At 41.9% G+C, this 13,748-nt stretch carries 13 protein-coding genes; 7 read left to right on the top strand and 6 right to left on the bottom strand.

The window, feature by feature from the left end; genetic code table 11:
- The first annotated feature begins 56 nt into the window (after positions 1 to 56).
- The 3 genes from CU633_RS06570 (at position 57) to CU633_RS06560 (ending at position 1,373) form a co-directional block, all read left to right on the top strand.
- Complete coding sequence (locus tag CU633_RS06570; protein ID WP_257958548.1) at positions 57 to 554, top strand: GNAT family N-acetyltransferase; 498 nt, start codon at positions 57 to 59, stop codon at positions 552 to 554.
- Positions 555 to 631: 77 nt separating this feature from the next.
- A complete protein-coding gene (locus CU633_RS06565; RefSeq protein WP_101658926.1) occupies positions 632 to 1,138 on the top strand; it encodes a DinB family protein in 507 nt (168 codons plus the stop codon).
- Between the two features lie 31 nt (positions 1,139 to 1,169).
- Complete coding sequence (locus CU633_RS06560; RefSeq protein ID WP_142383400.1) at positions 1,170 to 1,373, top strand: DUF5316 family protein; 204 nt, start codon at positions 1,170 to 1,172, stop codon at positions 1,371 to 1,373.
- A gap of 79 nt (positions 1,374 to 1,452) precedes the next feature.
- On the opposite strand, the gene CU633_RS06555 is transcribed toward CU633_RS06560, so the two are convergent.
- The 5 genes from CU633_RS06555 to katA form a co-directional block, all read right to left on the bottom strand.
- Complete coding sequence (locus CU633_RS06555) at positions 1,453 to 1,683, bottom strand: hypothetical protein (protein ID WP_101658924.1); 231 nt, start codon at positions 1,681 to 1,683, stop codon at positions 1,453 to 1,455.
- Positions 1,684 to 2,007: 324 nt separating this feature from the next.
- On the bottom strand, positions 2,008 to 2,289 hold the full coding sequence (locus CU633_RS06550; RefSeq protein WP_101658923.1) for a phospholipase: 282 nt from the start codon (positions 2,287 to 2,289) through the stop codon (positions 2,008 to 2,010).
- 150 nt (positions 2,290 to 2,439) lie between these two features.
- Positions 2,440 to 2,679 carry a hypothetical protein gene (locus CU633_RS22535; protein WP_142383399.1) on the bottom strand — a complete coding sequence of 80 codons (240 nt, stop codon included), beginning with the start codon at positions 2,677 to 2,679 and terminating at the stop codon, positions 2,440 to 2,442.
- Between the two features lie 677 nt (positions 2,680 to 3,356).
- Complete coding sequence (locus tag CU633_RS06545; protein WP_101658922.1) at positions 3,357 to 3,791, bottom strand: Fur family transcriptional regulator; 435 nt, start codon at positions 3,789 to 3,791, stop codon at positions 3,357 to 3,359.
- A gap of 115 nt (positions 3,792 to 3,906) precedes the next feature.
- Positions 3,907 to 5,361, bottom strand: coding sequence for a catalase KatA (gene katA, locus CU633_RS06540; RefSeq protein WP_101658921.1), 1,455 nt, complete (start codon positions 5,359 to 5,361; stop codon positions 3,907 to 3,909).
- A 265-nt stretch (positions 5,362 to 5,626) separates the two neighbouring features.
- On the opposite strand from katA, the gene CU633_RS06535 reads away from it, so the two are divergent.
- Entirely contained in the window at positions 5,627 to 6,208 is a 582-nt protein-coding gene (locus CU633_RS06535; RefSeq protein ID WP_101658920.1) for a hypothetical protein, read from the top strand.
- 102 nt (positions 6,209 to 6,310) lie between these two features.
- On the opposite strand, the gene CU633_RS06530 is transcribed toward CU633_RS06535, so the two are convergent.
- The gene (locus tag CU633_RS06530) at positions 6,311 to 7,180 is read right to left on the bottom strand and encodes a TetR/AcrR family transcriptional regulator (protein ID WP_101658919.1); all 870 of its coding nucleotides are present in this window, start codon (positions 7,178 to 7,180) and stop codon (positions 6,311 to 6,313) included.
- A gap of 345 nt (positions 7,181 to 7,525) precedes the next feature.
- On the opposite strand from CU633_RS06530, the gene CU633_RS06525 reads away from it, so the two are divergent.
- The 3 genes from CU633_RS06525 to uvrB all read left to right on the top strand — a co-directional run bounded on the left by CU633_RS06525 (position 7,526) and on the right by uvrB (position 13,748).
- The gene (locus CU633_RS06525) at positions 7,526 to 10,765 is read left to right on the top strand and encodes an efflux RND transporter permease subunit (RefSeq protein WP_101658918.1); all 3,240 of its coding nucleotides are present in this window, start codon (positions 7,526 to 7,528) and stop codon (positions 10,763 to 10,765) included.
- Between the two features lie 450 nt (positions 10,766 to 11,215).
- Positions 11,216 to 11,449 (top strand): CsbA family protein, encoded by a 234-nt coding sequence (locus tag CU633_RS06515; protein WP_101658917.1) that lies wholly within the window; start codon positions 11,216 to 11,218, stop codon positions 11,447 to 11,449.
- 319 nt (positions 11,450 to 11,768) lie between these two features.
- Positions 11,769 to 13,748: an excinuclease ABC subunit UvrB gene (uvrB, locus tag CU633_RS06510; RefSeq protein ID WP_101658916.1), complete on the top strand. Its 1,980-nt coding sequence runs from the start codon at positions 11,769 to 11,771 to the stop codon at positions 13,746 to 13,748.

Here is a 13,748-nt window from a genome sequence, read left to right as displayed (position 1 = left end):
TCATTAAAATATGAATATTCCAAAAAATACCTATGTATGGAGAGAAGAGGAACGGAATGATCCTGAGTACAGAACGCTTAAATTTGCGGAAAATGAATAAAGATGATGTGCAAAACTTAATGGAAATCTTTGCGGACCCGGAGGCAATGAAATATTATCCCTCCACAAAAGACGAACAGGGTACGATCGAGTGGATTGAATGGACATTAAACAATTATTCTCTTCATGGAACGGGTCTCTGGATAGCAGAAAATAAAGAGACAGGCGAGTTTCTTGGACAGTGTGGAATTGTTCCGCAGGACATAGACGGTACAATTCAAATGGAAATTGGCTATTTATTTGCCCGGCGTCACTGGGGAAACGGATATGCTACAGAAGCAGCCTCAGCTTGCAAAAAATATGGCTTTGACCAATTGAGGCTTCGAAAACTCATTTCTTTAATCGATCTCGACAATATCCCTTCTATTCGTGTTGCAGAACGAATTGGCATGAAAAAAGAACAGAAAATTCATAAATGGGGAAAAGAAGTCCTTGTTTATGCTGTTTTAGCGTAAAGAGTATTGATCTCTCCCAATCTTTTTAATTAGCCTTCATTGTTGGCCGTTAAATAATAAATTTTTAGGAGGATGAGATGGAGTCGAGAATGATAAGGGCGCTGTTTGAGTACAATTGGAAGATCAGAGAGAAGTGGTTTGCATGGTGCCGGCAAATTCCGGAGGAAGCGCTTCTTAAAGAGAGGAAAGGGGGATATAAAGGGTTTCTGCAAACTTTATTTCATATTGTGGATGTGGAACAAAGGTGGTTATCTGGCCTATTAAACAATGAGGTTATAAAGTACAACTTCGCTGACTTTGATAGTTTGGAAGCGATTATCAAGTTTTCCCGGGAAACACAAAAATGTTTTATTACATTTTTCAACAATTATACACAAGAGAGAGGCACGCAAATTCTTAATGCTGTCAATAAGAACGGCGAGAATGTAGCGTATTTATATATTGAAATTCTTCTCCATCTTGCCGTTCATGAGAGTCACCATGTGGGCCAAATGTCAGTTTGGGCAAGAGAAATAGGGAAAGAGCCAGTAACAGCAAACTTGATCGGGTTAAATGTATTCAACAATGAAGACTGGAAATATTAATTACGCCTTAGAGAGGGTGAATGCAGGGATGATGAAATTTTTTCTTATCGTTGGAATAGTTGCGATTATCATTTCAGGAATTTGTATTGGGGCATGGATAGACGGGCAGCAGCAAAGAGCGAATTATTATTCAGAAACAACGGAGCAAAGAAAATTAAGAACTAAAGTGGGCATATACGCAGGTCTTATCGGAATCATTTGCTTAGGTATTAGCGGGCTTATTTACTTTCTTTAGAACACCCCTGATATATAGTTTTAGATTGAAGGTTGCGATTATTCCAATCAAAAATCAAAAATCCGCTCGACGACCTTGATTAACCTCTATTAATAAATCTGCTTAAGTAAGCAGCTGTTTCTTCAAGTTCAGCAAATTCATGAAATTTGTTTTCTTCAATTTCATGTAACTGAAAAAGCTTCATTTTGCGGCAATATGTTAAGGACACTACTTGTTTAAACTGATTTGAAATTCTGTGGGTAACATTCGATTCAATGAAGGGAGTTTTCCGAAGCTCCTGGAGCATTTTATTAATACTTGATAAATTCATTTTCACATCTCCTTCCCCGGCAATGATGGATCTAAAACAAATAGACCCTATTACGATAACTTTACCAGAAATCCTTAAAAGAAAAAAGAAAAAATTGTAATAAACTTTCAAAAATTTTAGAAAAAGAAGTAATATATTTATGTCTTTAAGTCTATTTTTCAATCTGGCCGAAACTCTTCAGCAACGAGTTTCACGATTTGCAATCACAATTCATAAGAATGGCAACCAAGGGATTAATCGAGTAGTTCTGAAAACGACGGGGTTCAGGATTTAGGTTTGGCTTGCTAAATGGTATGTTCAGCCGTGGGCTTTCTTAAGTCTTAATTAGAATTGGCTGCAGGTGAAGATGGTTTTCAATTTTGTGAAATGATACATGAGCGCTGCATCTCTCGCTTTTTTGGAACGGTGATTCATTTTTGGGCGAAGACAGTTCATAAATTCAACGTCACATTGGCACGGTGATATTCCATGTTTTAAGCAACGGTCGTGCTTCATGCAGCAGGCATCTACATCATTGAACGGTGCCCCCGGGCCGCTGCAGCCGGAGCCGCACCATCTGTAGCCCGGAAAAATACAGCTGTGAGGGCGGCCTCTTCTTTTGTTCATTCGCACACAACACCTTTTAAAAAGTTATTATATTATGTATATGAATGAACGATTCTTTTGAAATGGCAAAAGTCCATCTTTATAATAAATTGAGACTGGAAAAATCACAAACTCTGTTTATTTAATGATGCAGACACTTTCGCTTAATTCTCATTTTTTCCGCTTAATTAAAGTGAGTTTTCGCTCGTAAATCTCAAATTCCGCTCGTAAATCTCGAGAACCGCTCGTAAATCCTGAGTTCCGCTCGTAAATCTCCGAGAACCGCTCGTAAATCTCAAGAACCGCTCGTAAATCTCGAGAACCGCTCGTAAATCTCGAGAACCGCTCGTAAATCCCGAGAACCGCTCGTAAATCCCGAGTTCCGCTCGTAAATTCGAAGGTTTTGCGCAATTGCTCTTTGTTTCCGCTTAATTCTCATGATTTAACGCTTATAAAATAATCAGTTCAATAGAAAATAGAAATATTTGTAAATTTCCTTGCGCGAACAAGAAGAAAACCCCAGTTTCGATTGTTTTTTGGGCATTGTCAGCCCAATCAATGTTAAAAATACCGCATTTGTTTATTTTTTTAATGGGGGGCTAAGTGATAGATCCAATTCGGCAGCGCTCAAATCCGTTTAGAGACATTTCCTGTCTTGAAAAAGCAAGCCTTCAATACAATAGAACAGAGGGAATATAAGGATTAATAGATCGATGGCTAATAATGAAGAAATAGCTACAAGTCCTATTTAAAATAAAGATTTCAGCATATAAAATGGAGCAGTTTGATGGGGTCATGGCAAAGCACATGTACAAATCAGAGCTGTAGAACAAACGCCGATAATTCTTCTGGAACCTAAAAAATGTTAATCCATACGATGAAATTTTTTTCTGCAGTTATTGTTTACACAGCCAGTATTCAAAACTTTGATTTAATGCCCTTCAACTTAATTCCACATTGACATAGGATACTGTGCTTCAAGTATTTAATTTCTGATTGGCATTTTGGGCACAACATTTTTTGCGGGCTCATGGTTTTTCCTCCTTTTTAGATGAATGTTTCCCTTTATCACTTTTAGTTAAACGATTCTATGCGTGCATCGATTTCTGGCAGGCTGTACATAGACCGTAAATTTCCAATTCATGCAAGTTAATCGCGTAGTGCGTTAATTTCGATGCTGCGTCCTCAATCTCTTTTAGCTTCGGATAATTGAAGTCCACAATCGTTCCACATGCTTCGCATATTACATGGTAATGGTCAGAATTCGCCAGTTCAAATCTGCTTAATCCATTCCCGTACGGCAGTTCCTTTAAAATCCTTAAGTTTACAAACAATTTCACATTGTTGTAGATCGTCGCCAGGCTTATAAAAGGAAGCTCCCGGTGAATATCCTCAACAGTCGGGTGATTATTTAATGAAAGAATTGTTTTTAAGATTAGTGTTCTTTGAGGTGTTATACGTAAACCACGTTCTTTTAAATAGGGAATTAGTTCTGTCACATGATCTTCTTCCACGATTAACATCCTCTTTGCTTTTATTTAGGAATAGGTATCCACTTACAATCAAATGGATACCTATTAATTGAGAAAATGAGAATTAAGTTGAGAATAGAAATGGAAAAACTAGTGATTTACCAAATTATTTTACTTCTTCAAGTAAAGAGATTCCAAGTCCTTCTGCAATGCGAGTACCATACTCGGCATCCGCTTTATAGAAGTTCATGATTGCGCGTCGCTTAATGTCGTCGCTTTCTACCGGCTTCATTGAAGCAACGATGTTGGCAACTAAGCGCGTACGCTCATCTTCACTCATTAAACGGTAAAGGTCACCGGGTTGAGTGTAGTGATCATTGTGATCGTATGCTACGCTGTCGGCTTCTCCAGAAACCGCATATGGAGTTTGCTTATCTTCAGCTGACTCTGTTGGTCCACCATAGCTGTTTGGCTCGTAATATACAGATCCGCCACCGTTGTTATCAAAGCGCATTTGGCCATCACGCTGATAGTTGTTCACTTCATTTTTCGCACGGTTGATCGGAAGTGCCTGGTGGTTCGCTCCAACACGGTAGCGATGTGCATCATGGTAAGCAAACAAACGGCCTTGAAGCATTTTATCCGGTGAAGCTTCGATACCAGGGACAAATGTTCCAGGTGAGAATGTTGCTTGTTCAACCTCTGCAAAATAGTTTTCAGGGTTGCGGTTTAAAACCATGCGGCCAACTTCGATAAGCGGGTAGTCTTTTTGAGACCATACTTTTGTGACATCGAATGGATCAAAACGATAAGTATTGGCATCTTCCAGAGGCATGATTTGTACATAAAGCTTCCAGGCTGGGAAGTCGCCTTTTTCAATTGCGTTAAACAGATCTTCAGTATGATAATCCGGATTTTCACCAGCAAGCTTGGCAGCAAGGTCTGGATCCAGGTTTTTAATACCTTGTTCGGTTTTAAAGTGGTATTTCACCCAAACACCTTGTCCTTCAGCATTCACCCATTTGAATGTGTGGCTTCCAAAACCGTGCATATGACGGAAAGTTGCCGGAATGCCGCGGTCAGACATCAGGATTGTGACTTGATGTGTAGATTCAGGTGATAATCCCCAGAAATCCCACACTGCATTCGGGTTTTTCAAGTGTGTTTGCGGGTGGCGCTTTTGTGTATGGATAAAGTCAGGAAACTTAATTGCATCACGAATGAAGAAAACAGGTGTATTGTTTCCAACTAAATCATAGTTTCCTTCTTCTGTGTAAAACTTCACCGCGAATCCACGCGGGTCACGTACAGTGTCCGCAGAACCAAGTTCACCGGCTACGGTAGAGAAGCGGATAAACATAGGTGTACGTTTGCCTACTTCTGACAGGAAGGCAGCTTTTGTATATTTTGAAATATCGTTTGTTACTTCAAAATAACCGTGGGCACCAGCACCTTTAGCATGAACAACACGCTCAGGTACACGTTCTCTGTTGAAGTGTGCCAGTTTTTCCAAGAGATGAACATCTTGAATCAACGTTGGTCCACGGGAACCGGCTGTCATAGAGTTTTGATTGTCGCCAACTGGTGCACCCCAGCTAGTCGTAAGCTTTTTATTACTCATCAAATCACCTCTTAAAGATTTTTATACTTGCTTACTAGAATGATAACACTTTTCAATAAAAAATCAATACTTTTTTATAATAATTATAATTAGCGATTTTTGATTAAAAAGACCTTGCTTGAAAATGGAGTTTTCAAGCAAATCAGGTTAAAATGGGAAATATATCAATCTAGTAAGCTCGAACAAAATTATATATATGATAGAAATTTAGATTTGATTCATTTTGTTGCGCAGGGATGAAAGAGAATTAACAGGGGGTGTAAGGATGTTTTCGAAACGGGTTTGGCGGTGGATACTCCTGTTCAGTGTGGCGCTTGTGTGCTCTGCATTGGCTGGCGTCTATTGGTATTACTATTTGGCTAAGGACCAGCCTGTAACTGAGAATGTGGCCAATGATCGAAGAGTAGTAGAGATGGCTGTATCACCTGAACCACAGACTGATGCGGAAGGGGACCAGCCGCAAGTAACAGAAGAGAGGTTCACCAGCAACGGCCAATTTATCGCTTATTTTCATAATGTCTACAACGAATCGCTTGGCTGGGGTGGAGCCGATTCTATAAATTGGGATAAACAGCGTCAGTATGCTCAAGCCATTTTAAATGGGCTATCCTATATGGAAATAGAAGAGGAACTTCAAGCAGATTTTCAAAAAATCAAAGAATTGGCAGAATTAGTAGTGAATCGAAACGAAAAAGCGCGCACAGCGATCCTCTTGCACCGGTTGTTCCACGACCTCGACATCGACTTCAATAAGTACAAGCACAGCGATTATTTCAATACTACCGAATATAAAAACGGCAAAGAAGCAGCCAAAATTGATGATTATATCGAAGCGGAACAAACATAAGTGCCATGTTGGTACAAGCTTAAGTATAATCGAATGAATTCCCCAAACAAGTAAGATAAATCTGTACATACATAAAAACCATGCCGGTTTAGGCATGGTTTTTCAATCTCTGTTTAATTGAAAGAACTTATAAATCATATCCTCAAGTTCTTTTGTTGTATTTTCTTTTTTAAGATTGGCAAGCATACCTTGAATAACAGGCATTCTTGGGGAATCAGACCGTATTTCGGATTCCAGCACATCAAGGGTCACATACAGATCCCCGGATTTGTCCAATTGCTGTTTCGTTTTATTGATCTTTCCAATAAGCTCGGATTTATTTAGCTTTTTGCCAATAAATATATCACCCATCAGCTTTTCTTCGACGAGTGTCGGCGGAAGGATTGGTGCTTCTCCGGAATGAACAAGTCCCTCTACAAGATTGTCAGCTCTGTTCATGATATACTCGGCTAATGCATGTAAATCGATCTTTGCTTTATCGAAAACAATGATTTCAAAATAGGAATGAAAAATGCTTTTTAGCATCACGGTTAAATCCCATACATGCGGCGCCGCTTTTTCTCCATAGATGGCAAGAAGAGATTCTTTAAAGAACTTGCTTGCTTCCAGCCTCATTTTTTGAATGAATTCGGCAATGGACTCATTGAAAGGAATAGCCTGCTCTCTCGCCTGCATGATAATGAATTCCTTATGCTGGATGATCTCTTCATAATTGCTGAGCACCTGTGCCAGAAACTTTTCGCGCGGAGGCAGATTCCTCGCCTCAATCTCCTGAATCCGTGTCTGAATTCTTTCGTAATAATATTCAAAAATAGCCAAAAGCAAAGCTTCTTTTGATTTGAAATAGAGATAGAAGGCTCCTTTGGATATTCCGCATTCATTGGCAATCTCCTGGATCGAGGTAGCATCAAATCCTTTGGAGGCAAATAGCTTGATGGCTGATTCAATAATGAGTAGTTTTTTTTCTTTCATCCGTCTCACCTGCTTTTACTCTTCTACTAAAATTATGACCGTTTATCGCCGCAATATAAAGTTAAACTTCCATAAATAATCTTATTTTTACTATATATGGTTCCCTTAAACCAAAAGTTTTTTTGTATAAATTGTAACCGGTTCGTAAGGATCATAAATTTTCAGTCTTAAGTCTTAGCAAAAATAAAGCTGAAGCTCATGTTCCTGTAACGGCTGTAACAAGTATGGTTAATGTGCAACTGTTTTACAAGGCAATTTATTATTGACTTGTGACTGACTGGTCATATATATTATTAATGATTATGACCGGTCGGTCAAGAGAGTGTATAAAATGGGGAGGAAACAATGAATAAGATTATTAATTTTTCTTTGAAAAATAAGTTTGCCGTCTGGCTGTTAACTATTATCATTACTGTGGCCGGACTCTATTCGGGGCTTCATATGAAGCTTGAAACGATCCCGAATATCAATATGCCGATGGTCAGTATCACGACTGTTTATCCCGGTGCTACCCCTGAAGAGGTGGCAGATCAAGTATCAGAACCGATTGAACAGGCGGTCAAAAATTTAAATGGTGTAAATGTGGTTAGCTCGACCTCTTTTCAAAATGCCTCCTCTGTGCAGGTGGAATATGATTTTGAAAAAGATATGGATGAAGCTGAACAGGAAGTGAAAGATGTTCTTTCAAGTCTTTCTTTGCCTGAAGGAGTAAAAGATCCTGAGGTTATGAGAATCAGCTTTAATGCATTTCCGATATTAGCGATTAGCGCTTCAAATGAAAAGCAATCTTTAGCTGAACTGACAACTGCGATTGAGGACGAAATTGTTCCTGCTCTGCAAGGTCTTGATGGTGTTTCAATGGTTCAAGTATCAGGTCAGCAAGTAGAAGAGGTCCAGCTCGTCTTTAATGAGGAAAAAATGGCTGAGTACGGGCTTGACCAACAAACCGTGCAAAGCATCATTCAGGGTTCAAATGTTACCTTTCCTTTAGGATTATATAACTTTGAAGATTCACAGAAATCGGTTGTAGTAGATGGTAATATTACGACAATTGAAGATTTAAAGGGAATTGAAATCCCGCTCATTCCATCCGCTAATGGAGCTGGAATGCCGCAAAGCGGCGAACCCGGACAGGCAGCTGGGCAGCCGGGACAACCAGGTCAGCCTGGCGCTGGAACTGGACAAATGCAGCCTGGCATTGGAGCTGGACAGCAGTTGCCGGCACAGTCTGGCGCAGGAGTCGGGCAGGGACAGTCCGCCGAGCCAAGCAATGCACAGATGCAACCACAACTGCCAACCATCAAGCTTGCAGAAATTGCTGAAATTAAGATAGTTGGTGAAGCAGAATCGATCTCCAGAACAAACGGAAAAGAAGCGATCGGCCTGCAAATTGTTAAAGCAAGCGATGCAAATACCGTAACCGTCGCTAATGAAGTAAAGGAAGCGATTGAAGAATTTGAAAAAGACATCGACGGTCTTGAGATTGTCACAACTTTTGACCAGGCTGCTCCAATCGAGGATTCTGTGCAAACGATGCTCAGCAAAGCGATAACAGGTGCCGCATTTGCAATCTTCATTATCCTGTTGTTTTTAAGGGATATCAAATCGACGCTTATCTCTGTTATTTCGATTCCGCTGTCATTATTGATTGCCATTCTATTATTGAATCAGCTTGATATAACCCTTAATATGATGACACTTGGAGCGATGACTGTTGCGATCGGCCGGGTTGTCGATGATTCAATCGTTGTTATTGAAAACATATACCGCAGGATGTCGTTGAAAGGCGAAAAGCTGAAAGGGAAAGAATTGATCAGGGAAGCAACAAAAGAAATGTTCATGCCGATCATGTCATCTACGATCGTCACAATCGCTGTCTTCTTCCCGTTGGCATTAGTAAACGGGATGGTTGGCGAATTGTTTATGCCGTTTGCCTTAACGATCGTATTCGCTTTACTGGCATCCTTGCTTGTCGCCATTACCATTGTACCAATGATGGCCCACTCTTTATTTAAGAAAGGCATAAATGAAAAAGCCCATCACCATGCCGAAAAACCAGGCAAGCTTGCCGGCGCTTACCGGAAAATCCTTGAATGGGCCTTGAATCATAAATGGATCACGTCCGGCATCGCGGTATTGATGCTCGTCGGAAGCTTATTTCTCGTTCCCGTCATTGGAGTCAGCTTCCTTCCTGAAGAGGAACAAAAAATGATTATTGCCACATACAATCCTGCCCCGGGTGAAACTTTTGAAGAAGTGGAAAAGCTCACATTGGAAGCAGAGGAGTTTTTCCAGGAGAGAGACGGGGTTAAGACAGTCCAGTTTTCCCTCGGTGGCGAAAACCCGATGAACCCTGGCGACACGAGCAGTGCGATGTTTTTTGTAGAATACGGCGATGATACCGAGAATTTTGAAGCGGAAAAAGAAGCGGTCATTGCGGACCTGCAAAATAGGGGCAACGCAGGAGAATGGGCTTCACAGAACTTTTCAACAAGCGCCGGAAGCAATGAAATCGTCTTATTTGTGTACGGTGAAAGCCTGGAGGACATCGAGCCAGTTGTCGCCGATATCCAGGACATTATGGCTGAAAACAAAGATTTGAAAAACATTGATTCGAGTATTTCAGAAACATATGAAGAATATACATTAGTCGTGAATCAAGAAAGACTGAGCAAGCTCGGTCTGACGGCAGCCCAGGTAGGAATGGCATTGAGCCAGAATCAGGAACAGCCGGTTTTGACAAAAGTTGAAAGTGATGGGAAAGAGCTGAATGTATACGTCCATGCGGAAGAGGACAGCTACAGCACTGTTGAAGATTTAACAGGCAAGACGATTCAGTCCCCGCTTGGAACAGAGGTTGCGGTTAGTGACGTTGTCGAAATTCAAGAAGGAAACACGTCGGATACAGTAACAAGGCGGGACGGGCGCATCTATGTCCAGGTTAGTGCTGACCTGGGTACGGATGACGTAGCAAAGGCGTCTGCGGATATCCAGAGCAAGGTTGATAAGCTTGAGCTTCCAGCCAACACGGAAATAAACATGGGCGGCGTTACCGAAGATATCAATGAAACATTCTCGCAGCTCGGCCTGGCGATGCTCGCTGCCATTGCAATCGTGTATTTAGTACTTGTTATCACGTTTGGCGGAGGTCTCGCGCCGTTTGCGATTCTGTTCTCGCTGCCATTCACGGTTATCGGCGCGCTTCTTGGTTTGCTGGTCAGCGGCGAAACACTTAGCGTTTCCGCAATGATTGGTGCGTTAATGCTGATCGGAATTGTTGTTACCAATGCGATCGTTCTAATCGACCGTGTTATCCATAAAGAGAATGAAGGATTCACAACAAGGGATGCAATTCTTGAGGCCGGTACAACCCGTCTCCGCCCAATTTTAATGACGGCGATTGCAACGATTGGCGCACTGCTTCCCCTTGCAGTAGGAATGGAAGGAAGCGGGCTGATTTCCAAAGGTTTGGGAGTCACCGTGATCGGCGGTTTAACAAGCTCGACATTCCTGACACTGCTCATTGTTCCGATTGTATATGAAGTACTCCGGAAAATTGGCAGAAGAAAGAAAAAAGAAGCGTAGTTGATGCAGGGCACCTGATTTTTTCAGGTGCCCTTCGTATTGCTAATCCAAGCTGGCTGGGTGCTTCGATGTCCTGTTTCGCATGTACAGGGAGTACTGGTGTTAACCGGCGTCGCCACGAAGCCGCGTCGCGTGTGAAGGACATTTCGCCGGTGGAAAACTCTCACTTTGTCCTTCATCATCTCGATAAAGGACATTTCGCCGGAGGAAAACTCTCACTTTGTCCTTCATCACCTCGATAAAGGACATTTCGCCGGAGGAAAACTCTCACTTTGTCCTTCATAACCTCCATGATAGTCAGCCAGCGCTTGCCGGGCATGATTAAGTCACTTCCGCTTCTCTTAAGTCACGCTTTCGTTGTCTTTCCAGAGACAACTATAGTAAAATGTAAACACTGGAGCAATGCTGTTTTTAAAATAAAATTTTGCGTTTTATAAGAAGGTGCGGCTATTGGCTATTAAGTATTTATCAGCTCTTATACTGCCTGGACTGCTGGTGCTTTTTTTCGCCAGAGTCACATACAGTCATGTGATCGGCTTAGTGTTGACCGTTGCATTAATTGCAGCGTCTGTTTATAAAGGCTACACGGATTCGTTCCTGTTGATTATTGTGGATGCTTTCTCGTTAACAGCAGGGTTCTGGTACGCCAAACGGATGAAACAAAAGATAAAGAAAAGTGCTTGATTCAGAGAAACCTGCCGGTAAGATTTGGCAGGTTTTTATGGTGCTGGAATTGCCTTGTTTTTAAAGGTTAACGATTGAAAAATAGCGTTCCCCCATCTTAAAAGCTTAATATATTGGTCAAAAAAGGTTAAATCCAGCCATTTTTGGAAAAAACGAATATTCGTTCGCATTTTATTGGTTTGTTTTAGGTGCTTTGTGGTAGAATGTTGATATGAGTTTTTTGATGAAAACCTATAAAACGATCTTTTGTTCTTTATTTTAAAGAAATCAGTAGATTGTTTCGATATATTTGTACTTCGTTTGAAAAGGAGGTTTGTTTGTGAAGGACCAATTTGAGTTAGTTTCGAAATATTCCCCGCAGGGCGACCAGCCGGAAGCGATTAAAAAAATTGTTGCCGGGCTAAAGCGCGGTGAGCGTTACCAGACCTTGCTAGGGGCAACCGGAACAGGGAAGACATTCACGATTTCCAATGTCATTAAGGAAGTCAATCGGCCGACGCTCGTTATTGCTCACAACAAAACATTGGCCGGCCAGCTATATAGTGAGTTTAAGGAATTCTTTCCTAATAACGCCGTTGAATATTTTGTGAGCTATTATGATTATTATCAGCCGGAGGCATATGTCCCACAAACTGATACGTTTATTGAAAAAGACGCAAGCATCAATGACGAAATTGATAAACTCCGCCACTCGGCGACTTCAGCGTTATTTGAGCGACGGGATGTTATTATTATTGCCAGTGTTTCCTGTATTTATGGTCTCGGTTCCCCGGAAGAATACCGGGAGCTTGTTGTGTCGCTAAGATCAGGAATGGAGATTGAGCGTAACCAGCTGCTCCGCCGTCTCGTTGACGTACAATATGAACGAAATGATATTGATTTTAAAAGGGGAACGTTCAGGGTTCGCGGCGATGTCGTTGAAATTTTTCCCGTCTCAAGGGATGAGCACTGCGTGCGGGTTGAGTTTTTTGGAGATGAAATTGACAGGATTCGCGAAGTGGATGCGTTGACCGGTGAAATTATTGGCGAGCGCGACCATATTGCGATTTTTCCTGCTTCCCACTTCGTTACCCGGGAAGAGAAAATGCGCATAGCAATTGAGAACATTGAACAGGAACTGGAGGAGCAACTGGCGAAGCTACGTGCAGACAATAAGCTATTGGAAGCACAGCGCCTCGAACAACGGACCCGCTATGATCTGGAAATGATGCGGGAAATGGGCTTTTGCTCGGGAATTGAAAACTATTCCCGCCATTTAACGTTGAGAGCGGCCGGATCAACTCCGTATACTTTGCTTGATTATTTTCCCGAAGACCTCCTGATCGTAATCGATGAGTCACATGTTACACTCCCGCAAATTCGCGGTATGTACAATGGGGACCAGGCGAGAAAGAACGTCCTCGTTGAGCACGGCTTCCGCCTGCCATCTGCACTGGACAACCGCCCGCTTACGTTTGATGAATTTGAGGAGCACGTCAAACAAATTGTCTACGTATCCGCTACACCTGGACCGTTTGAGTTGGAGCATACGCCAAAAATGATTGAACAAATTATCCGGCCAACCGGATTGCTTGACCCGACCATTGACGTTCGCCCGATCGAGGGACAAATCGACGATTTGATCGGGGAAATCCAGGAGCGAATTGAAAAGAATGAGCGGGTTCTTGTTACGACGCTGACGAAAAAAATGTCAGAGGACTTAACAGATTATTTAAAGGAAATCGGCATTAAGGTTCAGTATTTGCATTCTGAGGTAAAGACACTCGAACGAATTGAAATCATTCGTGAACTGCGTCTTGGAAAATACGATGTACTGGTCGGGATCAACCTTTTAAGAGAAGGGCTTGATATTCCGGAGGTTTCGCTCGTTGCGATTCTTGATGCGGATAAGGAAGGCTTCCTCCGTTCTGAACGTTCGTTGATCCAGACAATCGGCCGGGCGGCGCGAAATGCCAATGGCCACGTCATCATGTATGCCGACCGGATCACCAATTCAATGGAACTGGCGATTAGTGAGACGAAGCGGCGCCGCGCGATTCAGGAAGAATATAATCAGAAGCACGGCATTACACCGCAGACCATTCAAAAAGACATTCGCGAAGCGATTCGTGCAACTTATGCGGCTGAAGAGCAGGAAGAATATAAACCGGCGGCATCGATCGGCAAGCTCAATAAGAAAGAACGCGAAAAATTGTTAATCAGCATGGAAAAAGAAATGAAGGAAGCGGCAAAAGCGCTGAACTTTGAGCGGGCCGCCGAGCTTCGTGATTTAATATTAGAGTTAAAAGCGGAAGGATGA

The sequence above is a fragment of the Bacillus sp. V3-13 genome, assembly GCF_002860165.1.
Lineage (GTDB): Bacteria > Bacillota > Bacilli > Bacillales > Cytobacillaceae > Bacillus_BJ.
This window is presented reverse-complemented; position numbering and strand designations above follow the sequence as displayed.

Bases quoted from the DNA above. Each gene is read 5' to 3' on its own strand.
- CU633_RS06570 (WP_257958548.1), top strand. From the start codon at position 57: ATGATCCTGAGTACAGAACGCTTAAATTTGCGGAAAATGAATAAAGAT.
- CU633_RS06565 (WP_101658926.1), top strand. From the start codon at position 632: ATGGAGTCGAGAATGATAAGGGCGCTGTTTGAGTACAATTGGAAGATC.
- CU633_RS06560 (WP_142383400.1), top strand. From the start codon at position 1,170: ATGAAATTTTTTCTTATCGTTGGAATAGTTGCGATTATCATTTCAGGA.
- CU633_RS06555 (WP_101658924.1), bottom strand. From the start codon at position 1,683: ATGAATTTATCAAGTATTAATAAAATGCTCCAGGAGCTTCGGAAAACT.
- CU633_RS06550 (WP_101658923.1), bottom strand. From the start codon at position 2,289: ATGAACAAAAGAAGAGGCCGCCCTCACAGCTGTATTTTTCCGGGCTAC.
- CU633_RS06545 (WP_101658922.1), bottom strand. From the start codon at position 3,791: ATGTTAATCGTGGAAGAAGATCATGTGACAGAACTAATTCCCTATTTA.
- katA (WP_101658921.1), bottom strand. From the start codon at position 5,361: ATGAGTAATAAAAAGCTTACGACTAGCTGGGGTGCACCAGTTGGCGAC.
- CU633_RS06535 (WP_101658920.1), top strand. From the start codon at position 5,627: ATGTTTTCGAAACGGGTTTGGCGGTGGATACTCCTGTTCAGTGTGGCG.
- CU633_RS06530 (WP_101658919.1), bottom strand. From the start codon at position 7,180: ATGAAAGAAAAAAAACTACTCATTATTGAATCAGCCATCAAGCTATTT.
- CU633_RS06525 (WP_101658918.1), top strand. From the start codon at position 7,526: ATGAATAAGATTATTAATTTTTCTTTGAAAAATAAGTTTGCCGTCTGG.